The sequence below is a fragment of the Bradyrhizobium sp. CCGE-LA001 genome, assembly GCF_000296215.2.
GTDB lineage: Bacteria > Pseudomonadota > Alphaproteobacteria > Rhizobiales > Xanthobacteraceae > Bradyrhizobium.
Genome location: NZ_CP013949.1, coordinates 5,323,699 through 5,344,456, shown reverse-complemented (window position 1 = coordinate 5,344,456; position 20,758 = coordinate 5,323,699). Strand labels below are relative to the sequence as shown.

The following is a 20,758-nucleotide window of genomic DNA, read 5'->3' as shown; positions in this document are numbered from 1 at the left end:
CGCCTGCAACCTTTGTCTGACGGGTTTGAGGAGCGGCCCTACCGCTTACCGGCCTGCCGCCGCGCGCGTTCGCGCTCCATCGCGGCCACCTGCGTGGGTAGATTGGCCTGGGCGCAGGCCTCCGCCAGCCGCCGCCGCTCCTGCCAGGGGGCGACCACGTTCATCCAGAGCTCGCGCGTGCCCATGATGGAGATGGCGAGGCCGAACGGGATCACGAAATAAAGGAGGCGGAACACCAGCAGCGTCGCCAGAAGCTCCTCGCGCCCGAACTGGGGCAGCGCCACCAGCATCGCGGCATCGAACACGCCGAGCGAGCCGGGCGCGTGGCTGGCAAAGCCGATCAGCGTCGCCAGGATGAACACCACCGCGAGCGACATGAAGTCGATCGGCGGATTGGCGGGCATCAGCAGATACATCGCCATGGCGCAGAAGCCGAGATCGACCACGCCGATCAGGATTTGCACCAGCGTCAGCGGCGCCGAGGGCAGCACCACTTTCCAGCCCTTCTGGCCGAGCTCCCGCCGCTTCTCGCCCATGCAGAGCCAGACCAGATAGGCGCCGATCGAGGCAAGGCCGCCGAGCGCGATCAGCCGGTTGATCGACGGAGGAAGCTGATCCATCGAGGACGCCGCATCCGGATGGATCGCCAAACCGATCGAAAGCACGAAGATGTTACCGAGCCAGAAGGTCAGGCCCGATAGAAAGCAGATCTTGGCGACGTCGATCGCATTCAGCCCGTAATCCGAATAGATCCGGAAACGGATCGCGCCGCCGGTGAAGACGGTGGCGCCGATGTTGTGGCCGATCGAATAGGACGTGAAGCTGGAGAGCGCCGCGATGCGATACGGCACGTGCTTCTTGCCGATCGTTCGCAGTGCAAAATAGTCGTAGAACGTCAGCGTACAGAAGGCGAAGAAGACGCAGATCGCCGCCAGCCCGATATTGCCGCGAGGAATCTCGGTCAGCGCCGTCAGGATCACCCCGGTATCGATGCCCTTGAGGGTTCGAACCAGCGTGGTGATCGCCAAGGCGATGATGAAGACGCTGGCGGCAATGCCGAGGCGTCGCCAGCCGATCCATCTATTGAAGCCGCGCTTCAGCGCGGGCAGCAGTCCGTGCATTCATCCTCCCGGCGGGGGGCAAGACGATCCAGCCAGGCATTGGCCGATCAGGTACGATCACGGCCGAGGGTCGGCGTCGATCGCTAGACATGATGTAGCTCATTTAAGGCAAAAACGGCGACTTGTGCAGCCCTTGACAAGGATAGGTTCTGCGTCCGACCGGCTACTTTCGTCATACGCCGTTCACATCGGCCGCGCGTTAAGCATATGAGTCGAATGACGGCCCCGGACGGCGCCGGGGTGTCGACATGATGTCAAATTCTGGTGCGGCCGGCATTGTTCCAGCGCAAGCGATGCGCAGCTTTTTTGGAACGTCGATGCTGTCTTTCCCGTTAGCGTCCAATCAACAATCGAACATGGCGAAATATGCGGCCTTTCGTGCGGGCCGATACCGTCGTGTTCCCCGAAACCGAGAGGATCGGAACGATGGGACTGTTCACAAAAGACATCAAGACCATGAACGATCTGTTCGTGCATCAGCTGCAGGATATCTATTACGCCGAGCAGCAGCTCACCAAGGCGCTGCCGAAGATGGCAAGCAAAGCCACCGATCCGCAGCTGAAACAGGGCTTTTTGACGCACCTCGAAGAAACCAAGCAGCACGTCGCGCGGCTCGAGGAAGTGTTCAAGATGCATGGCGTTCCCGTGAAGGCGGTCGATTGCCCGGCCATCGACGGTATCATCGAGGAAGCCGACGAGACCGCCGGCGAGGTCGCCGATAAGGCCGTGCTCGACGCGGCGCTGATCAATGCGGCGCAGGCTGCCGAACATTACGAGATCGTCCGCTACGGCAGCCTGATCGCCTGGGCCAAGCAGCTCGGCCGCAACGACTGCGCCAGCGTGCTCGCCAAGACGCTCGAGGAGGAGAAGGCGACCGACCAGAAGCTGACGACACTTGCCGAGAGCAAGGTGAACCTGCGCGCGGCGAGCTGATGCAACGACAGGTCAGGGGGCGCCGCGCGGTCATCCGCGCGGCGCTTTTGCTTGCCAGGTTCTTGCCTAGTCCCTGCCAAGCCCCGGATCCGCGGCCGTCCTGCTCTTTGCCGCGGGCGTGATCGATCAACAATGTGAGCGAACGCGCACATCTCCCGTTCACCATTCCCGGAATGGGTTTGTAGTCGGTTACCGATCGTCCATCTCTGTCGGCTCAAGTGCCGGTCGAGAGGGGCCGGCAATGTATCAAGTTCTCTACTGTCTCAGCGACGAGCACGACTGGCGACTGGTCGCCCTCGGCGGCGCGGTATGTCTGCTCGCCAGCGCGGCGGCGATCAGCCTGTTTCAGCGCGCGCGCGCGACGCATGGATCCGGGCGTGTGGCCTGGATCGCTCTGGATGCTGCCGTCAGCGGATGCGGTATCTGGGCCACGCATTTCATCGCGATGCTCGCCTACGGGCCAGGCGGCACCGGCGCCTACAACATCCCGGTGACGATCCTCTCCCTGATCCTTGCGATCTCCGTGACCTTCGTGGGGCTGAGCATCGCGGTCTCGTCCTCGCGCCCGCTCTGGATCGTGGTCGGCGGCGCCATCGTCGGCATGGGTGTCGCGGCGATGCATTACACCGGCATGGCGGCGCTGGAGATGCCGGCACGGGTCAACTGGATCGCAAGCACGGTTATTGCTTCGGTGCTGTTCGGAATCGTCTTTGCGGCGTCCGCATTGCTCATCGCCGCGCGGCGCGACGACCTCTCGCATGCGCTGACGGCGACCACCCTGCTGACGGTTGCGATCGTCGCACATCATTTCACCGCGATGGGCGCGGTGCTGCTGACGCCGGACCCGACGCTCGCGATCAGCGGACTCTCGATTCCACCGGCCTCGCTGTCCTTCCTCACCGCCAGCGCCGCGGTCGCGATCATCGCGATAGCGCTCGTGGCCGCGCTGCTCGACCGCCGCGCCAAGGGCGAATTGGGCCGTCAGCAGATCGTGCTGGACAGCGCGCTCGAGAACATGTCGCAGGGGCTCTGCATGTTCGACGCGGACGGCAAGATCATCCTGTTCAACGAGCGCTATGCCGCGATGCTCCGCCGCACCGACATCCTGCTCACCGGCCGCCTGCTGGTCGACGTGCTCAGGGAAGAGCAGGCCAAGGGCCAGTGGCAGGGCGATGCCGACGAATTCTTCGCTCGCCTGGTGGCCGACGCACGCGAGGGTCGCACCACGACCGACGTCGTCAACCGCTTCGGCCGCTCGATCCGGGTCGTCAACCAGCCGATGCAAGGCGGCGGCTGGGTCGCGACCTTCGAGGACATCACCGAATGGCTGGAGGCGCAGGCCAAGATCTCGCACATGGCGCGCCATGACGCGCTGACCAGCCTGCCGAACCGGGTGCTGTTCCACGAACAGCTCGAGCAGGGGCTGCGCCGGACAAAGTCGGGCGACCAGCTCGCGGTGCTTTGCCTCGATCTCGATCACTTCAAGGACATCAACGACTCGCTCGGCCATCCCATCGGCGATGCGCTGCTCAAGGAGGTCGGCCGCAGGCTGAAGGCGACCGTCGGCGAGCACGACACCGTGGCGCGGCTCGGCGGCGACGAATTCGCAGTGGTGCAGATCGGACGTTCCGAGGAAACTGCCGCAAGGTCGCTTGCCGGCCGCCTCGTCGAGGTGGTCTCGGCGCCCTACGAGATCGACGACCATCAGATCGTGATCGGCGTCTCGATCGGCATCTCCCTGTCGCCGCAGGACGGCAACAATCCGGACGAACTGCTCAAGAACGCCGACCTCGCGCTCTACCGCGCCAAGGCGGACGGACGCGGCACCTATCGCTTCTTCGAGACCGGCATGGATGCGCGCGCACAGGCGCGGCGCCTGTTGGAAATGGATCTGCGCGCGGCGCTGCAGCGCGCCGAGTTCGAGGTGTACTATCAGCCGATCCGCGACGTCGCGAGCGGCCGCGTCGTGGCCTTCGAGGCGCTGCTGCGCTGGAACCATCCGCAGCGCGGGCTGATCGCGCCGATCCACTTCATCCCGCTGGCCGAGGAGACCGGCCTGATCGTCCAGCTCGGCGAGTTCGTGCTGCGCTCGGCCTGCACCGACGCGGCGACCTGGCCCGACGACGTCGACGTCGCCGTCAACCTGTCGCCGGTGCAGTTCAAGAGCCCGAACCTGATCGCGTCCGTGACCGAGGCGCTGGCCGCTTCGGGACTGGATGCGCGCCGCCTCGAGCTCGAGATCACCGAATCGGTCCTGCTCCAGAACAGCGAGGCGACCCTGACCACCTTGCACGAGCTGCGCGCCATGGGCGTGCGGATCTCGCTCGACGATTTCGGCACCGGCTATTCATCGTTGAGCTATCTGCGCAGCTTCCCGTTCGACAAGATCAAGATCGACCGCTCCTTCGTCTCGGAGCTGGCGACGCGGGAGGATTCCATGGCGATCATCCGCGCCGTGACCGGTCTCGGCCGCAGCCTCGGCATCGTCACCACCGCGGAAGGCGTCGAGAACGACGCGCAGCTCGAGCTGCTCCGCCGCGAGGGCTGCACCCAGGCGCAGGGTTATCTGTTCAGCAAGCCGCGGCCCGCGTCCGATGTCGCGATGATGCTGGAAGGCCCGCGGCTGCGCGCATCTGCTTGAAGTCAGCCGCGGCGCAGCGCGAAATGCGCACCGCAGAACGCCATCACCGCGCCGAGGCACAGCGCCGCAAGGGCGGCCAGCACGCCGGAAATGGTCGGGACCGCACTAGGTGCCGAGGCCGCCTGTCCCGCGCCCGCAAGCAAGAGGACGCCGACACCGATCAGGAACTGCCGCATGCGGTGCGGGATCTGGCCGTCGACGGCACTCTGCATCAGGGTCGCGGTGAAATAGCCGCCGGAGAAGCCGACCGTCGCGATGAGCCACCAGGCGATGGCCGCGCCGGCCGGCATGAACTCGTGGGTGTTCGAGCGCCAGAGGCCGCCGAGATCGAGTCCGTAGCGCGCGCCCAGCATGTGTACTGCGAGCGCGAGCAGCACGCCTGATATCAGGGCGGCACCGAGAATCAGGCGGCGCGGAAAAAAGGTCGTCTCAGCCATGCCACGCTTGTAGGATGGGCGAGGGCGATCGCGCAAGCGGATCGCGAACGGGGGTTTGATTGTCGAGATGCAGGTTTCGGATGCTGAGGCCGCGCCAGTCACGAGGTACGCCTACAAGGCCTCGCTGATCGGCTCGGCGCACCGCTTTGAACTGACGGAAGAGGGGTTGTCCTGGCACGCCGCCGGGCGCTCGGGCCTGTGGCGCTACGACGAAATCTCCGGGATCCGGCTCTCGTTCCGCCCAACATCGATGCAGCAGCACCGCTTTCGCGCCGACGTCAGCCACGCCGGCGGCGGCCGCATCGCGATCCTGTCGACGAGCTGGCAGACCGCGGCGCTGATGGCGCCGCAGGACAACGGCTTCCGCCAGTTCATCGTCGCGCTGCACCAGCGGATGGCGCAGGCGGGCAGCCGGGCGACGCTGACCGCGGGCCTCGGCCGCACGACCTATGCGGCGGTGCTGGCCTTCCTGGCGGTGCTGACGGTGGCGATGACGGGGCTGTTGATCCGCGCGCTGATGGTCGGCGAGTTCGCGGGCGCCCTGTTCATCCTCGGCTTTGCCGCGCTGTTCGCGTGGCAGGTCGGCGGCCTGGTCCTGCGCAACCAGCCGCGCAGCTACAGCTTCGGTCAATTGCCACGGTCCTTGTTGCCGTAGCAGCGCACTACTCCGTCGAATCGAAATCCTCTTCCTTGGTGCCGAGCAGCGACACGATCGTGCGCAGGCCGGAATCGAGCTGCTCGGGCGAGGGCGGGGCGAGTGCGAGGCGCACAGCATTTGGCGCGTGGCCATGGGCGATGGCGAAGGTCGAGGACGGCGTCAGCGCGATGCCGCGTCTTGCAGCCGCCGCGACGAAGGTCTGCGAGCGCCAATGCGGCGGCAGCGTCAGCCACAAATGATAGGAGCGCGGATCGGCGGCGAGCTGGTAGCCGGCGAGCAGCCTCGCCGCGGTCTGCTGGCGACGTGCGGCGTCGATGCGCTTCAGTCGCACCAGCTCGGCGACGGTGCCGTCCGCCATCAGCCGCTGGCCGGATGCCAGCGCATGACCGGAGGCGATCCAGCCGCCGGTGCGGACCGCGCTCATCACGCTCTCGCGCAGGTGCGGCGGCGCAACGAGGATGCCGAGCGCGAGACCGGGCGCGACCTTCTTGGACAGGCTGTCGATCACGATGCAGCGGTTCGGCCCGAGCGCCGCCAGCGGCGTGTCGTCGGCGAGGAAGCCGTAGACGGCATCCTCGATGATGGTGAGATCGAGCTTCTCGGCGACGCGCATGATGTCGGCGCGCCGCGTCGCGTTCATGGTGACGCCGAGCGGGTTCTGGATGATGGGCTGCAGATACAACGCCGACAGATGCGCCTCGCGATGCGCCTTCTGGATCGCGTCGGGGCGCGCGCCGAATTCGTCCATCGGAATCGGCACCAGCGTCACGCCCAGCCGCGCGGCGATGCTCTTGACGTAAGGATAGGTCAGCGCCTCGACGCCGCAGCGGCCGCCGGTGGGCACGAGCGCGGCGAGGGCTGCGGCGAGCGACTGCTTGCCGTTGGCGGTGAAGACGATCTGCTCGGCCTGCGGCGTAAAATCCTTGCGTGCGAGATAGGCGGCGGCCGCGTTGCGCGCGCTCCTGGTGCCGGTGCTGGTCGAGACGCGCAGCGCAGATTCGAGCGCGTCGACGCGTTCGAGCCCCGCAAGGCTCTTGGCGATCATCGCCCATTGCTGCGGCAACAGCGGATAATTGACCTCGAAATTGATGCGCGACTCGGCGGGTTCGCTCAAGGTCTCGACTTCGCGCCTGACGTCACCGGAGATGAAGGTGCCGCGGCCGACCTCGCCGACCACGAGGCCGCGGCGGAGCAGCTCGGTGTAAACCCGGCTGGCGGTCGAGACCGCGATGCCTCGGTCATAGGCAAAATTGCGCTGCGGCGGCAGCCGGTCGCCGGGCCTTAACGTGCCGTTAGCGATATCGACTGCAATGGCATCGGCGAGCTTCACGTACTCGAACTTGGACATATTGCACCGAGAGCAATGTTTTACTTGCTCCGAGAAGTGTACTGGAGCATTTAAGTTCCATCAAGGTCCGCGATTGAGCCGAGGTGAGCGAGAGCAATCCGACGGCAAATGAGGTGCAGGCGCTGAATGCGTCCGCGCCAACGGCATTGGCTTCGCCGCGCGGACCGACAGGCCGGAGAAGAAAAATGACCACGATCTCGCAAACTGCCGGGCGGAGCTTACGCCCAACCCCGTCGAGCGGATTTTTTGCAACGCTCGCCAACTCCCTGCATGCGCTGTTCGACCGCCTGGAGCGCCGCTCGGCCGTCAAGACCCTGAACGAGCTCGACGACCGCGCCCTGCGCGACATCGGGATCAACCGCAGCCAGATCGAGGACGCGGTGTACGGGCAGTTCAAGACCGAGCTGTCGCGGTATCTGTAAGACACGTGCGACGCTCGTCCTTCCGTGTCCCGGACGCGCTGCGACGCGGAGCGTTGCTGCGCAGAGCCGTGACCCAGAAGGTCAGGCACTCGCTGATACATGGGCCCCGGCTCTGCTGCGCAGCACTTCGTGCTGCGCAGCGTCCGGGGCACGAGCGTGGAGTTTGGCGCACGGAAACCTCCGCCGTCATTGCGAGTGGAGCGAAGCAATCCAGACTGCTTCCGCGGAAACAGTCTGGATTGCTTCGTCGCAAGGGCTCCTCGCAATGACCGAGAATGGGGCGACATGGTCGCTTCATCGTTCGCATCTTGATTGTAGACGCACCTTCGCAGCCTCGCGGCTGATCTCGCCCGAGCTTTGCGTCGATGCCTCACCCTCGATTGAGAAGGGCGCAGGGAAGACCGGGTGCCGGCCGGGCACCCACGGTCCACTGTGCGAAAGCGTGTGCTTTACAAAGGTGCACAGCGGCATACAGGTGAAGCCAAACACACGGCCTTCCCTGCGCAGTGGGTTTACGGCTTATGTCGTGTTCTCCCCGGGGAGCGATGCACTATTGCCCCCGTCGCCTTGCAGATGGCTGATGCGCGCGCCCGGTTGGGCCGCCACATCACCGCAAGACTTGGCGCACAGACCCCGGGCGCCAGGACGACACGATTTTACCGTACGCGAACCGCACCCGTCGTTGACGCGACGCGTTCGCTCACGGTTGCCCGCCCTGCGAAGCTTTTCGCGCCGGTGTGGACCCACGTCCACCGCCGCCCGGCCCGCGTTCGTGACGATCGCGATACGCCCCTCTTCGTTGGGCCGGGTTGCGGCGAGACATACGCCGTTTCCGAATTTCGGTAAAGTGGAATATTTTTGGCGAAGCGGCTTGACCGATTGCTTGGTTGTTTTGCCCGCCAGGCAACGCAAGTGATAGCAGAGTAGGGTGGGTTAGCCGCAGGCATAACGCACCATTTTTGCCGAGGAGACTAAAGCGGTGGGTTACGCCGAGCGGTCAGCGCTTCGCGCAGTCCGCACGGCTAACCCACCCTACGAGACCGGGCTATGACGAGCCCTCAATGCCTGACCACCAGCACCGAACACTTCGCATAGCGCACGACGTGTCCGGCATTGGAGCCGAGGAAATACGTACGCATCGCCGGCCGGTGCGAGGTCATCACGATCAGGTCGGCCTTCATGTGCACCGCTTCCTCCAGGATCTCGTGATAAATGCCGCCCTGGCGCACCACGCTGGAGATGCGGGATGCCTCGATGCCGGATTCGCGCGCGACGATGGCGAGCGCTTCCTCCGAGGTCTGGCGCTGCTGCTCGTCGAAATCGGCCGGCACGTATTCGGCCAGCATCACCGGCGTCATCGGCAGCACGTTGAGCAGGCGCACGGCGCCGCTCCAGGTCTGCGACAACGTCGCCGCGGTCGCGATCGCCGGCTTGGCGAGATCGGTATCGGCGAGGTCGATGGGCACGAGGATGGACTTGAACATCTGCGCCTCCCTATGAACCAGGCTGGATCAACCGGTCGAGACGTCGCCCGCGCGTCTCATCCCGATCGAAGCAGCTTGGGGCTGATGAACAGCACCAGTTTGCCGCGGCGGTAGGCCACGTCACCCCAATCCTTGACGTCAAAGTCGAAGATCGCAAGCCCCGCTGTGGGCAGGTTGTCGCTGAGCGCCTTGGCCCCGGCCGGATCGCCGCCACCCATCAGCATGAGCGCGATCTCGTGCATGCCGGGATTGTGGGCGATCAGCAGCAACTGCTTCGGGTCCGCCGGGGCGGTTGCGGTGCGAATGGAGTCCAGGATTTGCGCGGGATCGGCGCCGTAGAGTTCCGGCAGGATCTCGACCTGCGGCGCGGCGACGCGGTCCTTCATTGCTTCCCAGGCGACGTCCCAGGTCTGCCGGGCTCGCACGGCATGCGACACCAGCACGGTCTCGGGGAAGGGTGGATGGGAGGCGATCCAGTCGCCCATCCGCGCCGCGTCCTTGTGGCCGCGGTCGTCGAGCCGGCGGTCCTGGTCACGGCCGCTTGGCGCGTCAGTCTCGGTCTTGGCGTGACGCAGCAGCATCAAACGGCGCATGGCATTCTCGAATCGTTCCACGTCCAGGATAATCTACAGGCGCCTGTTGAGGACAAGGTGACAGGGGCCCGGTCGGCATGACGCGCTGAGATGAGTGCGAATCATCGCCGCGGTTCAGGTTGTTAGTTCGAGCATGATCCTATCGGAAAACCGCTGCACGCTTATCCGGATCATGCTCTAAGAAACGACATGAGCGAGACTTTCACAAGCGTGTCCCAGGAAGAAGCCGGCTTTCGCGAGCGCGCGCGGCTGTCGTTCGATCTCGATGCCGACATTTGTGTGATCGGGGCAGGGCTCGCCGGCCTCTCCATCGCGCTGGAGGCCGCCCGGCTTGGGGCCAGCGTCGCGGTGCTCGAGGGCCGCCATATCGGCTGGAACGCCTCCGGCAACCAGCTCGGTACCGTGATGCCGGGCTTCGCGCTGCCGCTCACGGACCTGATCGAGCGCATCGGCTTTGAAGACGCGCGCGAATTGTGGAGGCTGTCCAAGGAGGGCGCCGAGCTCGTCCGCGCCAACGCCACGGAAGAGAACATGCCGGGGATCGGCCTTCGCGAGGGCGTGCTCGAAGTCTCCAATGTCGATGCGGGCGACCGGCTGATCAGCCGGTTGCAGATGTTGAACGAGGATTTCGACACCGAAGCCGAGGGCTGGCAGGTCGATCGCGTCCGCGAGACGCTCAAGACCGATCGCTATTTCCACGGCGTCTACTACCCCAAGGCGTTCCAAATCGACGGCCGCAAATATGTGCATGGCCTTGCGGCTTTGGCGCAGCGGGCGGGGGCCCGCATCTTCGAGGATACGCCGGTGGTCAGTATCGATCATTCCGGCATCCGCAAGCGAATCGTCACGCCCTCGGCGCGGCTGCGTGCGACCCATATCGTGCTCGCCGGCAACATCCATCTCGGTGCGCCCTTGAAGCGCTTGTCGGAGACGCTGCTGCCGGTCTGGCGCTATGCCGGCATCACCGCGCCGCTGGGCGAGCGCCTGCACGAGATCATCGCCTTCAAGGGATCGGTGATGGATTCCGACGGCGTCGACCATTTCCGTGTCGTCGACGGCGACCGGCTGATGTGGGAGAGCCCGGAGACGACCTGGGCGGCGCGGCCGCAGCGTTTCGGCGGCGCCGTCAAGCGGCGGATCCGCACGATCTTTCCCGAGCTCGGCAATGTCGAGATCACCGAGACGTTCGGCGGCGCCACCGGCCAGACCGTGCACGGCATGCCGCAGATCGGCCAATTGCGCAAAGGCCTGTGGGTGGCGAGCGGGTTCGGCCGTCAGGGCATGAACACGTCCGCCATGGCCGGACAGATGATCGCCCGCAGCATCCTGCGGGGCGACGAACGCTGGAAGCTGTTCTCGCCGTTCGAGCTGGTCTGGGCGGGCGGTGCCACCGGGCGCGTTGCCGGCCAGTTGGTCGGGATCTGGGGCAGGGCGAGTTCCGCTGCCGCCGGCTCGCTTGCCCGCTACCGCGAGCGTGCCAGGGTCAAGGACAGGGAACGCGAAAAGCGTCTCGCCGAGGCCAACCGCGCGGCCGGCACCGGGCCGCGTCGTCCGATGCCGCCCGTCCGGCCGCGGCCGGCTCCGCCGCCGAGAGCTGCGGCGAGGGGACCAGAACATGGCCCCCGGGGACCAGAACATGGCTCGGAACCGGCCCCGCACGACGAAGGCGTCCCGCAATAACTCTGCGAAAAATTCGCTTGGACGTGTAACTTCGGCCGCCGGAAGCACGTATCTCAAGGCGTGGACCCCCCACGCAGGGAGAATGAGATGTTTGACCGCCGCATCCTGCTATCGACTGCCGCCGGCCTGCTCGGCCTTTCGGCCTTCCGCTGGTTGAGGGCATCCCCGGCCGAGGCGGGCGAGAAGGCCGCGCAAAAATTCGAGATCGTGAAGACGGAGGCCGAATGGCGGGCCCAGCTCACGCCGCAGCAATATGAGATCCTGCGCAACCACGGCACCGAGCGGCCCGGCTCCAGTCCGCTGCTCAAGGAGAAGCGCAAGGGCATCTTCGCCTGCGCCGGCTGCGACCTGCCGCTGTTTGCGTCCGAGACCAAGTTCGAGAGCGGCACCGGCTGGCCGAGCTTCTATGCGCCGATCGAGGGCAATGTCGGCAAGACCGAGGACCGTGCCTACGGCATGGTCCGCACCGAGGTGCATTGCCGGCGCTGCGGCGGCCATCTCGGCCACGTCTTCGACGACGGCCCGAAGCCGACCGGATTGCGCTACTGCATCGACGGTTTCGGGCTGGTGTTCCATCCGGCGGCGGCATCGGCGACGTAGGTTTTGGACCGTCATTCCAGCGCGTCAGCATCGAACTACGGTGCGCGGTCGCGCACCAGAGTTCGGTCCTGCGGACCGCCCCGGAATGACAATTACTCCCGGCAATTGTTGCCGGTCCCGGCAATTGTGCCCCGGTCATCAGGCCGGGGCTTTTTCATTAAGCCATTGATTTCCTGAATATACCCGCATTGGCATGGCCCTTGCGACTGTCTCTGCCGATTGCGGCCACGGTTCGGGTGCCGCCGAGATCGGATTTGGAGACAAAGTTATGGGTATCTTCGATGCAATGAACACCTCGGTGGGTGGTCTGCAGGCGCAGTCCTACGCGCTGCAGAACATTTCCGGCAACATCGCGAACTCATCCACCACCGGTTACAAGGGCATCGGTACCAGCTTCGTCGACCTCATTCCGGACTCCTCGGTTCCGAGCAAGCAGGTCGCCGGCGGCGTGACGGCGAACGCCAAGGCCACCATCACCACCCAGGGCACGATTTCGGGCTCCACGGTCGCCACCAACATGGCGATCACCGGCGACGGCTTCTTCTCGATCCAGAAGGCGAGCGGCGTCGTCGACAACGTTCCGGTGTTCACCGGCGTCACCTACTACACGAGGCGCGGCGACTTCCAGCTCAATGCCAACGGCAATCTGGTCAACGGCGCCGGCTATTACCTGATGGGCGTCACGGTCGATCCGAAGACCGGCAACCCGACCGGCAGCGTGGCGAACGTCCTGCAATTCCAGAATAACTTCATTCCGGCGCAGGCGACCACCTCGATCCAATACGCTGCGAACCTGCCGACGCAGCCGAACACGGTGGCAAAAACCACCGCATCGACCGGCACGCTGCTCGCGGCCGGCGGTCTCAACCCGTCAGATTTCAGCGCCAACCCGCTGCCGGTCGGCACGCCGCCTGCGCCCTATGCGAACGCAACGGTCTCGGGTGCTGCCGCCACCGGCAACATCCGCTCGGCCTATTCCTCGACGACGGCCACGGGTACGGTTGCGCTCCAGAACAATTCCTCGGCTGTGGCCTCGACGACCACGTCCCTCGACAATGCCGCCGGCACGCATCTCGCCTCCAGCATCCTCACCGCCCTGAGCGGCCAGACGCTGACCATCAACGGCAACACCATCACGTTCGACGGCAGCACCACGGTGTCGACGGTCGGTAACAACACCACGATCGGTCTCGGTGCGGGCACGACGGCCACGGTTGCCAGCATTCTGAACGCCATCCAGACCGCTGGCGGCGCCGGCGTCACCGCATCGCTTTCCCCCAGCGGCAATATCCAGATCGCGAGCGGCACCGGCACCGACGTCGCGGTCGGCAGTGGCACGGCCGCCACCGCGCTCGGCATCAGCAGCGTGACGCGCGGCGGCAACGTGCTGTCCTCGCCCGCGATCTCCGGCGCGACGGTGCTGAGCGGCAGCGCGACCGCCGGTGGCGCCCAGGTGCTCACGTCAGGCTTCTCTGCCGGCGACACCATCACCGTCAACGGCCAGACGCTGACCTTCATGGCCTCGGGCGCTTCGGGCGCGAACCAGATCAACGTCACCGACAACGTCACGACCCTGCTCGGCAAGATCGACGCGCTCTCGGGCGCCTCGGGTTCGTCGGTCAGCAGCGGCGGCGTGATCACGCTGAACACCGGCACCGTCTCCAACCTGTCGGTGTCCAGCTCCAACAGCGCTGCTTTTTCGGCGCTCGGCTTCACCTCGACCATCACCAGGAATCGCGACGGCGGCGGCACGGCCGGCACCGGCGGCGTGATCGGCAACGACATCGCCACCTTCACCAAGGAATCGATCAGCGGCGGCGCGGTGACTGCCTACAATGCCGCTGGTACGCCGGTGAACCTGCAGCTGCGCTGGGCCAAGACCGACAGTGCCTCGCTGGGAGCGGGTCATTCGGACAGCTGGAACCTGTTCTACCAGACCGACCCGAATGCGACCGGCACCACCGTCGGCTGGGTCAACACCGGTCAGACCTTCACCTTCGCCGCGGACGGCTCGCTGACCTCGCCCAGTGGCTCGGGCATCACCATCAACAACGTCAGCGTCAGCGGCCAGTCGCTCGGGTCGGTCGCCTTCAACATCTCCTCGGGCGGACTGACGCAATATGCCAGCACCAGCGGCGCGGTGACGATCAACACCATCACCCAGAACGGCTATGCCGCCGGCCAGCTCCGCTCGGTCGCCGTCAACAACAACGGCGTCGTGGTCGGCACCTTCTCCAACGGCCAGAACCTCAACCTCGCCCAGGTGCAGCTGTCGCACTTCAACGGCACCAACTATCTCAAGGCAATGGACGGCGGCGCCTATGCCGCGACCGAGCAGTCGGGTGACGCCATCGACGGCGCCTCGGGCACCATCAGCGGCTCGTCCCTGGAGGGATCCAACACCGACATCGCCGACGAATTCACCAAGCTGATCGTGACCCAGCAGGCCTATTCGGCCAACACCAAGGTGATCACGACCGCGAATTCGATGGTGCAGGACCTCTTGAACGTGTTGCGCTGATCGGCGCGTGACGTAACCAAAGGCGGCAAGTAACATGGGTTTGAGTTCAGCCCTCGCCAGCGCGATGAGCGGCCTGCGTGCCAACCAGGCCGCGCTCTCGATCGTCTCCTCGAACGTCGCGAATTCGCAGACGCCGGGTTACGTCGTCCAGACGCCGAACCAGATCGAGGTCACCACCGGCGAGTTCGGCTCGACGGCGATGACCACCGGCGTCAGCCGGCAGCTCGACACCTATGTGCTGAATCAGCTGCGCACCGAGGTCGGCGGCAGCGGCTACGCCGACCAGATGGCCAACATTCTGAAGCAACTTCAGAATGTCTACGGCACGCCCGGCAATTCCGGCACGCTCGAAGACGCGCTGAACAAATTCACCACCGCGCTCCAGGCGCTGTCGACCAGCTCGGGCGCGTCGTCGGCACAGACCGTCGCGCTCGGCGCGGCGCAGGCGCTGGCACGGCAGCTCAACGTCACCACCACGGGTATCCAGTCGCTGCGCTCCAACGTCGAGCAGGATCTCGGCAATTCGGCGCAAGCCGCCAATGCGGCGATGAAGCAGATCGCCGACATCAACACCAGGCTGCAGGGGCTGGGAGCCAACGATCCCTCGGCGGCCACGCTGATGGACCAGCGCGACCAGGCCATCAACACGCTGTCGAAATATGTCGACGTCCGCGTTACCACCGACAATTCGAACCAAGCCAACATCTACACCACGACCGGCATTCAGCTGGTCGGCGCCGGGCTCGCCTCGGAATTCTCCTTTGCGTCCGCCGGCGCGCTGTCGGCGACCTCGCTCTACAACATCGATCCAGCCAAGTCCGGCGTCGGCGCGTTCAACATCAAGCTGCCGAACGGCTCGCAGGTCGACGTCGTCGCCAACAATGTGGTGTCGTCCGGCCAGATCGCGGCCGACCTGAAGCTGCGCGACGACATCCTGGTACAGGCGCAGAACCAGATCGACCAGCTCGCGGCGACGATGTCGAGCGCGCTGTCCGACAAGACTACGGCCGGCAGCACGGTCTCGGGTCCCCCGGCCGGGTTCGATCTCGAGCTGGCCGGTGCGCTGCCGGGCAACACGGTCAACATCACCTACACGGACACGACCACCAACACGCAGCGCCAGATCACGCTCGTCAACGTGACCGATCCGGCGGCGCTGCCGCTCCAGAACGCGACCAATGCCAACCCGATGCGGATCGGCGTCGACTTCGCCGGCGGCATGGGCGCGATCGCCTCCGCGCTCAATACCGCGCTGTCAGGCAGCCATCTGTCGTTCGCCGCCGCGCCGTCGCCGGCGACGGCTACGACGCTGCGGGTGACCGACGACAACACCGGCCTTGCCAAGGTCAGTTCGGCGACGACCACCAAGACGATGTCGTCGCTGACCTCGGGCAACCCGCAACTGGCGGTGTTCACGGACGGCGGGCAGGCGCTCTATACCGGCGCGATCACCGCGTCGGGCTCGCAGATGACCGGCCTTGCCGGACGCATCGCCGTGAACACGCAGCTGGTCTCCGATCCGACCCGGATGTCGGTCTACAACACCTCGCCGGTGACGCCTTCGGGCGACACCACGCGTTCGGATTATCTCTATTCGCAGCTCACCAATGCGGTGTTCTCCTATTCGCCGCAGAGCGGCCTCGGCTCGGCGAACCAGCCCTTCACAGGCAGCGTCTCGAATTTCCTTCAGCAATTCCTGAGCGTGCAGGCCAATGCCGCGACCCAGGCGACCCAGCTCCAGCAAGGACAGAGCGTCGTGGTCTCGACGCTTCAGGCCAAGTTCGACTCGACCTCCAGCGTCAATCTGGACTCGGAGATGTCGAACCTGATCCAGCTTCAGAATGCCTATGCCGCCAACGCCCACGTGATGTCGGTGGTGCAGAGCATGATGAACACGTTGCTCCAGGCTCAAGGGTAACAAGTAACAGGGCTCTGAAACATGTCGATCAGCAGCATCAACTACTCCTCGTCGGTTCTCGGCTCGCAGATCCGCAACATCAATCAGCAGCTGACCGACCTGTCGACGCAGCTTTCGACCGGCAAGCTGTCGCAGAACTATGCCGGCATGGGCACCAACGAGGGCTTTGCGATCGCTGGGCGCGCGCAGCTCTCCAACATCGCCGCCTATACCGACACGATCACCAACGTCAACGTCAGCATCAACCTCGCCAACACGGCGCTGCAGTCGCTGACGAAGATCCGCAGCACGGTGCAGACCGGTTCGGCCTCCACCGCGCAGGATCTCAACGTCAACGGCCAGACCATCGCGCAGAACACCGCCGCGGCCCAGTTCGGCTCGATGATCGGCGTCCTCAACACGCAGACCGGCAGCCGCTATCTGTTCTCCGGAACGGCCGTCAACACGCAGTCGGTCGCCGATGCCGGCGACATCATCAACGGCACCACGACGCAGGCGGGGTTCAAGACCGTGATGGCCGAGCGTCAGGCCGCCGACTTAGGGGCCAACGGCATGGGCCGCCTGGTGCAGACGCAGCCGACGCCGAGCTCGGTGCAGGTGTCGGAAGACGTCGCGGGATCACCGTTCGGGCTGAAGCTCAAGGCGGTGTCCTCGACGCTGACGGGTGCGACCGTCACCGGCCCGAGCGGCTCGCCGGTGTCGTTCTCGGTCGACCTCAACGGTGTCAACCCGAACAACGGCGACAAGCTGAGCGTTCAGTTCACGCTGCCGGACGGCACGGTCGAGCAGATCGACCTGACCGCCTCGACGGCGACCCCGACGCCGCTCGGCAGCTTCGCGATCGATGCGAGCACGCCGGTCAATCCGAACAATACCGCCGCGAACCTCAACACGGCGCTGAACACCGCGATCCAGAAGCTCGCCAACACCTCGCTGGTGGCGGCATCCGCCGTCACCGCCGGCGACAATTTCTTCAACACGACGAGCTCGGCGATCGGCACGCCGGTCAACAACCAGGCGGCGCCGCCTGCACCGATCAGCGGCGCGACCGCGCTGTCCGGCGCGAGCCCCTCGGATTCGATCTCGCCCGGGTTCGTCGCCGGCGACACCATCACCGTCAACGGCACCACGCTGACCTTCGTCGCCTCGGGGGCGACCGGCAACCAGCTCAACGTCACCGACAGCATCCAGACGCTGATGAGCAAGATCGACGCGATCACGGGGACGTCGAAGCCCTCGACGGTCCATGGTGGCTCGATCACTGTTAACACCGACGATGCGGCGAGCCTCAACATCACGAGCTCGAATACGGGCGCGCTGGGCTCGCTCGGCTTCAGCGCGACGCCGGTGACCGCCACGCAGCCGCCGCTGCGCGTCGGCTCCTCGCCGGCGAGCTCGGCGACCACGCTGGTCAACGGCTCGGCCAATACGGTGGAATGGTATCTGGGCAATGACGGGCCGGGCTCGCCGCGCTCGACCGCGATGGCGCGGGTCGACGATGCCGTCACGGTGCAGTACGGCGCCCAGGCGAATGAGGATGCGATCCGCCGGCAATTGCAGGCGATCGCGGTGTTCGGGACCTTCTCGACGTCGCCGACCGGCCAGTATTCGGGCGGGCAGGTGGCCGCGCTGAGCCTGCGCACGACCCAGGCGCTGACCCAGCAGCCCGGTCAGCAGCGCATCGAGGACATCCAGACCGACATCGCCATGGCCCAGAACACGATGAAGGATGCGACCACGCGCCAGACCCAGGCCAAGGCGCAGCTCCAGTCCATCATCGACCAGGCGGAATCGGCCTCGCCGGACCAGGTCGCGAGCGAGATCCTGGCGCTCCAGAACGCGCTCCAGGCCTCCTACCAGGTGACCTCGAACCTGGCGCAGCTCTCGCTCGTCAAGTTCCTGTAAGGCCGCGTTAAGACGCCGTTAACCATGCTTCTTTACCTCTTGGTGAGGATTGGAGCGGGGCGGAGCTGCCGATGTCGGACAGGATGCAATTGGTGGTGGCAACACCATGCTTCGGCGGGCAGGTGTCGAGCATCTATGCGAGCTCGATCTTCGCGCTCCAGCGCGCCGTGCACGGCATGTCCAATCTCGAGCTCAAGGTGCTGTTGCGCGACGGCGATGCGCTGATCACCCGGGCGCGGGCCAATTTGGCCGCGATGTTCCTGGACGATCCCAAGGCGACGCATTTCCTGTTCATCGACGCCGACATCGGCTTCAAGCCGGAGCAGGTGTTCCGGCTGATCGAATGCGGCGCCGACGTCGTCGCCGGCTGCTATCCGATCAAGCGGGTCAACTGGGACAAGGCCGCGCGCGCGATCCAGTCAGGCCGTACCGACGTGCCGGCGGCCTCGCTCGACTACGTGCTGGAGATCGAGGATCCCGACCGCATCGTGGTCGTCAACGGCTTTACCCGCGTCCGTTATGCGGGCACGGGCTTCCTGATGATCCGGCGCCACGTGCTGGAAGCGATGTGCCGCCACCCGGATTACGCGGCGTTGCAGTTCTTCCGCGAGCATTCGCACGATACGCTGGCGGCGAGCCCGAACCGGTTCGCGCTGTTCGAATGCATGATCGACCCGGCGACCGGCACCTATCTGTCCGAGGACTTCGCCTTCTGCAAGCGCTGGACAGACATCGGCGGCGAGATCTGGGCCGATATCCAGAGCTCGCTTGATCACGTGGGACCGTCGGTATTCCACGGCGACATCGCCTCACAATTCGCAGCCGTGCCCGCAGCGGCGGCGGCCGATGCGGCGTGAGCCTTTCGGGATGAGCGCCGGCCCATCCCGTCTGTCGGACCCGGAACGCGCATCTGATGGCGGTTCGCGTTACCGCCTGCGCGATCTCTTCACGCCGCTCGACACGCTGCTCGTCTCCGGCGGAGATCCGCGGCTCATGCTCGACGCCGGCAATCGCGCCAACGCCTGTGGCTGCGCCGCCTCGCCCGAGCCGGACATCTGGAATTTCGCTTCCTCGACCGCCTCGACGATCTCGCAAGCGGCCTATGACCGCGCCGCGCTGGCGCGCGAAGAGCTGGTGCACAAGTGCCTGTTCGACGAGGTCGAGCTCGCCTTCGATGCGCGCTGCGAGGATATGCGCGAGGAGCTGCGCAGCCAGTTCCAGCTCCCGCCGCGCGTCGATGTCGTGTTCTCTCCGTCCGGCACGGATTCCCAGCTCCATGCTTTGTTCGTGGCGCGCGCGGTGCTCGGCGCGCCGCCGGTGACGATCGTGGTCGGGTCCGATCAGACCGGAAGCGGGACGATCCATACCGCGCGCGGACATCATTTCAGCTGCATGACGGCGAGTGGCCTCGCCGTCCGCAAGGACGGTCCGGTTGCGGGGCTCGCCGGCGTCAGCATCGCGCTGCCGTTGCGCGAGGCGGGAGACGAAATTGCGATGCGCGCCGACGCCGATGCTGCGGTGTTGCGCGCGGTCGAGGCCACGATCGCGCAGGGCGCGCCGGTGCTGCTCCAGATCATGGATGCTTCGAAACTCGGCTGGCGCGCACCGAGCGCGGCCTGCCTCGACGAAATCGCGCGCCGCTGGCCGCGCAAAGTTCAGATCGTCGTCGACGCCTGCCAGGCCCGGCTCGGGCGTCGGCGGCTGCGCTCTTATCTCGACCGCGGTTACCTGGTCCTGATCACCGGCTCGAAATTCTTCGGCGGACCGGCCTTCTGCGGCGCGCTGCTGGTGCCGAAGGGCTTTTCGCGCCTCCTCGACCGGGTCGAGGCGATCGCGCCGGGCTTTTTCGATTATGCCGGCCGTTGCGACTGGCCGTTGGCCTGGACGGCGTTGCGTTCGCGCTTCGAGCGCCGGGCGAATTTCGGCCAATGGTTGCGCTGGGAGGCGGCGCTGTCCGAGATCGCCAGCTACCATGCGGTGCCGGTTGCGTTTCGCACCAAGGTGCTGAACGAGCTCGCCGCCGGCATCGACAGCATGATCGCGCTGTCGCCATCGCTGCGCCTCGTTCCGTCTGGATACGGACAGGTCGATGCGGACGACGAGGAGTTCGCGCAACGTACGATCTTCCCATTTCTGCTGCTGCGCGACGGCAAGCCGGTCTCGATCGCCGAAACAGCTGCCGTTCATCAGGCGCTGGCGCGCGACATGAGTGAGGAGATCGGCGGCAGCACGGCCGACCGGGAGGTCGCTGCGCAGCACTGCCTGATCGGCCAACCGGTCCGGCTGGAACGGCAGGATGAGGCGCCGCTGTCCCTGTTGCGCCTTTGCATCGGCGCACGGCTCGTGACCGAAGCCTGGTCGCCGGACACGGCGCAGGCGCAACGCAATGTGCAGCACATTCTCGATCGCGTCGCGCACGTGCTGGTCAAGATCGAGCTGTTGGTTGGTCGTGGCGCCGCCGCGCCCGTGCAGGTAAAGTCGGCGTTCGAGGTGTGAG

At 65.7% G+C, this 20,758-nt stretch carries 16 protein-coding genes; 11 read left to right on the top strand and 5 right to left on the bottom strand.

Going from position 1 to position 20,758, the window contains the following annotated elements; all coding sequences use genetic code 11:
• Positions 1-38: 38 nt before the first annotated feature.
• Positions 39-1,121 (bottom strand): lysylphosphatidylglycerol synthase transmembrane domain-containing protein, encoded by a 1,083-nt coding sequence (locus tag BCCGELA001_RS25060; protein WP_060736567.1) that lies wholly within the window; start codon positions 1,119-1,121, stop codon positions 39-41.
• A gap of 426 nt (positions 1,122-1,547) precedes the next feature.
• On the opposite strand from BCCGELA001_RS25060, the gene BCCGELA001_RS25055 reads away from it, so the two are divergent.
• Both BCCGELA001_RS25055 and BCCGELA001_RS25050 read left to right on the top strand, forming a co-directional pair.
• Entirely contained in the window at positions 1,548-2,054 is a 507-nt protein-coding gene (locus BCCGELA001_RS25055; protein WP_008554874.1) for a YciE/YciF ferroxidase family protein, read from the top strand.
• Between the two features lie 241 nt (positions 2,055-2,295).
• Entirely contained in the window at positions 2,296-4,695 is a 2,400-nt protein-coding gene (locus BCCGELA001_RS25050) for a bifunctional diguanylate cyclase/phosphodiesterase (RefSeq protein ID WP_008554873.1), read from the top strand.
• A gap of 2 nt (positions 4,696-4,697) precedes the next feature.
• Here BCCGELA001_RS25050 and BCCGELA001_RS25045 read toward each other — a convergent pair whose 3' ends face one another.
• The gene (locus BCCGELA001_RS25045; RefSeq protein ID WP_008554870.1) at positions 4,698-5,132 is read right to left on the bottom strand and encodes a hypothetical protein; all 435 of its coding nucleotides are present in this window, start codon (positions 5,130-5,132) and stop codon (positions 4,698-4,700) included.
• A 67-nt stretch (positions 5,133-5,199) separates the two neighbouring features.
• Here BCCGELA001_RS25045 and BCCGELA001_RS25040 point away from each other — a divergent pair, with 67 nt between their 5' ends.
• Entirely contained in the window at positions 5,200-5,787 is a 588-nt protein-coding gene (locus BCCGELA001_RS25040; RefSeq protein WP_060737818.1) for a hypothetical protein, read from the top strand.
• Between the two features lie 7 nt (positions 5,788-5,794).
• Here BCCGELA001_RS25040 and BCCGELA001_RS25035 read toward each other — a convergent pair whose 3' ends face one another.
• Entirely contained in the window at positions 5,795-7,138 is a 1,344-nt protein-coding gene (locus tag BCCGELA001_RS25035; protein WP_060736566.1) for an aminotransferase-like domain-containing protein, read from the bottom strand.
• Positions 7,139-7,323: 185 nt separating this feature from the next.
• On the opposite strand from BCCGELA001_RS25035, the gene BCCGELA001_RS25030 reads away from it, so the two are divergent.
• On the top strand, positions 7,324-7,560 hold the full coding sequence (locus BCCGELA001_RS25030; protein WP_060736565.1) for a DUF1127 domain-containing protein: 237 nt from the start codon (positions 7,324-7,326) through the stop codon (positions 7,558-7,560).
• Positions 7,561-8,618: 1,058 nt separating this feature from the next.
• Here the strand turns inward: BCCGELA001_RS25030 and BCCGELA001_RS25025 are convergent.
• A complete protein-coding gene (locus tag BCCGELA001_RS25025) occupies positions 8,619-9,044 on the bottom strand; it encodes a universal stress protein (RefSeq protein WP_008554848.1) in 426 nt (141 codons plus the stop codon).
• A 56-nt stretch (positions 9,045-9,100) separates the two neighbouring features.
• Positions 9,101-9,637 (bottom strand): SixA phosphatase family protein, encoded by a 537-nt coding sequence (locus tag BCCGELA001_RS25020; protein ID WP_060736564.1) that lies wholly within the window; start codon positions 9,635-9,637, stop codon positions 9,101-9,103.
• 189 nt (positions 9,638-9,826) lie between these two features.
• On the opposite strand from BCCGELA001_RS25020, the gene BCCGELA001_RS25015 reads away from it, so the two are divergent.
• The 7 genes from BCCGELA001_RS25015 to BCCGELA001_RS24985 all read left to right on the top strand — a co-directional run bounded on the left by BCCGELA001_RS25015 (position 9,827) and on the right by BCCGELA001_RS24985 (position 20,757).
• Positions 9,827-11,317 carry an NAD(P)/FAD-dependent oxidoreductase gene (locus BCCGELA001_RS25015; protein WP_236840748.1) on the top strand — a complete coding sequence of 497 codons (1,491 nt, stop codon included), beginning with the start codon at positions 9,827-9,829 and terminating at the stop codon, positions 11,315-11,317.
• Between the two features lie 87 nt (positions 11,318-11,404).
• Positions 11,405-11,917: a peptide-methionine (R)-S-oxide reductase MsrB gene (gene msrB / locus BCCGELA001_RS25010; RefSeq protein WP_008568846.1), complete on the top strand. Its 513-nt coding sequence runs from the start codon at positions 11,405-11,407 to the stop codon at positions 11,915-11,917.
• A 268-nt stretch (positions 11,918-12,185) separates the two neighbouring features.
• Entirely contained in the window at positions 12,186-14,438 is a 2,253-nt protein-coding gene (locus BCCGELA001_RS25005; protein ID WP_060736563.1) for a flagellar hook-basal body complex protein, read from the top strand.
• A gap of 34 nt (positions 14,439-14,472) precedes the next feature.
• The gene (gene flgK, locus BCCGELA001_RS25000) at positions 14,473-16,356 is read left to right on the top strand and encodes a flagellar hook-associated protein FlgK (RefSeq protein ID WP_060736562.1); all 1,884 of its coding nucleotides are present in this window, start codon (positions 14,473-14,475) and stop codon (positions 16,354-16,356) included.
• A 21-nt stretch (positions 16,357-16,377) separates the two neighbouring features.
• Positions 16,378-18,261 (top strand): hypothetical protein, encoded by a 1,884-nt coding sequence (locus tag BCCGELA001_RS24995; RefSeq protein WP_008554831.1) that lies wholly within the window; start codon positions 16,378-16,380, stop codon positions 18,259-18,261.
• A 71-nt stretch (positions 18,262-18,332) separates the two neighbouring features.
• Positions 18,333-19,118: a hypothetical protein gene (locus tag BCCGELA001_RS24990; protein WP_008554829.1), complete on the top strand. Its 786-nt coding sequence runs from the start codon at positions 18,333-18,335 to the stop codon at positions 19,116-19,118.
• Positions 19,108-20,757: a hypothetical protein gene (locus tag BCCGELA001_RS24985; RefSeq protein ID WP_060736561.1), complete on the top strand. Its 1,650-nt coding sequence runs from the start codon at positions 19,108-19,110 to the stop codon at positions 20,755-20,757. The genes BCCGELA001_RS24990 and BCCGELA001_RS24985 overlap by 11 nt, the downstream gene beginning before the upstream one ends.
• The last annotated feature ends 1 nt before the right edge of the window (position 20,758 follow it).

What these genes read in the sequence shown, in the direction of transcription:
- BCCGELA001_RS25060 (WP_060736567.1), bottom strand. Translation starts at nt 1,121, where the DNA reads ATGCACGGACTGCTGCCCGCGCTGAAGCGCGGCTTCAATAGATGGATC.
- BCCGELA001_RS25055 (WP_008554874.1), top strand. Translation starts at nt 1,548, where the DNA reads ATGGGACTGTTCACAAAAGACATCAAGACCATGAACGATCTGTTCGTG.
- BCCGELA001_RS25050 (WP_008554873.1), top strand. Translation starts at nt 2,296, where the DNA reads ATGTATCAAGTTCTCTACTGTCTCAGCGACGAGCACGACTGGCGACTG.
- BCCGELA001_RS25045 (WP_008554870.1), bottom strand. Translation starts at nt 5,132, where the DNA reads ATGGCTGAGACGACCTTTTTTCCGCGCCGCCTGATTCTCGGTGCCGCC.
- BCCGELA001_RS25040 (WP_060737818.1), top strand. Translation starts at nt 5,200, where the DNA reads ATGCAGGTTTCGGATGCTGAGGCCGCGCCAGTCACGAGGTACGCCTAC.
- BCCGELA001_RS25035 (WP_060736566.1), bottom strand. Translation starts at nt 7,138, where the DNA reads ATGTCCAAGTTCGAGTACGTGAAGCTCGCCGATGCCATTGCAGTCGAT.
- BCCGELA001_RS25030 (WP_060736565.1), top strand. Translation starts at nt 7,324, where the DNA reads ATGACCACGATCTCGCAAACTGCCGGGCGGAGCTTACGCCCAACCCCG.
- BCCGELA001_RS25025 (WP_008554848.1), bottom strand. Translation starts at nt 9,044, where the DNA reads ATGTTCAAGTCCATCCTCGTGCCCATCGACCTCGCCGATACCGATCTC.
- BCCGELA001_RS25020 (WP_060736564.1), bottom strand. Translation starts at nt 9,637, where the DNA reads ATGCGCCGTTTGATGCTGCTGCGTCACGCCAAGACCGAGACTGACGCG.
- BCCGELA001_RS25015 (WP_236840748.1), top strand. Translation starts at nt 9,827, where the DNA reads ATGAGCGAGACTTTCACAAGCGTGTCCCAGGAAGAAGCCGGCTTTCGC.
- msrB (WP_008568846.1), top strand. Translation starts at nt 11,405, where the DNA reads ATGTTTGACCGCCGCATCCTGCTATCGACTGCCGCCGGCCTGCTCGGC.
- BCCGELA001_RS25005 (WP_060736563.1), top strand. Translation starts at nt 12,186, where the DNA reads ATGGGTATCTTCGATGCAATGAACACCTCGGTGGGTGGTCTGCAGGCG.
- flgK (WP_060736562.1), top strand. Translation starts at nt 14,473, where the DNA reads ATGGGTTTGAGTTCAGCCCTCGCCAGCGCGATGAGCGGCCTGCGTGCC.
- BCCGELA001_RS24995 (WP_008554831.1), top strand. Translation starts at nt 16,378, where the DNA reads ATGTCGATCAGCAGCATCAACTACTCCTCGTCGGTTCTCGGCTCGCAG.
- BCCGELA001_RS24990 (WP_008554829.1), top strand. Translation starts at nt 18,333, where the DNA reads ATGTCGGACAGGATGCAATTGGTGGTGGCAACACCATGCTTCGGCGGG.
- BCCGELA001_RS24985 (WP_060736561.1), top strand. Translation starts at nt 19,108, where the DNA reads ATGCGGCGTGAGCCTTTCGGGATGAGCGCCGGCCCATCCCGTCTGTCG.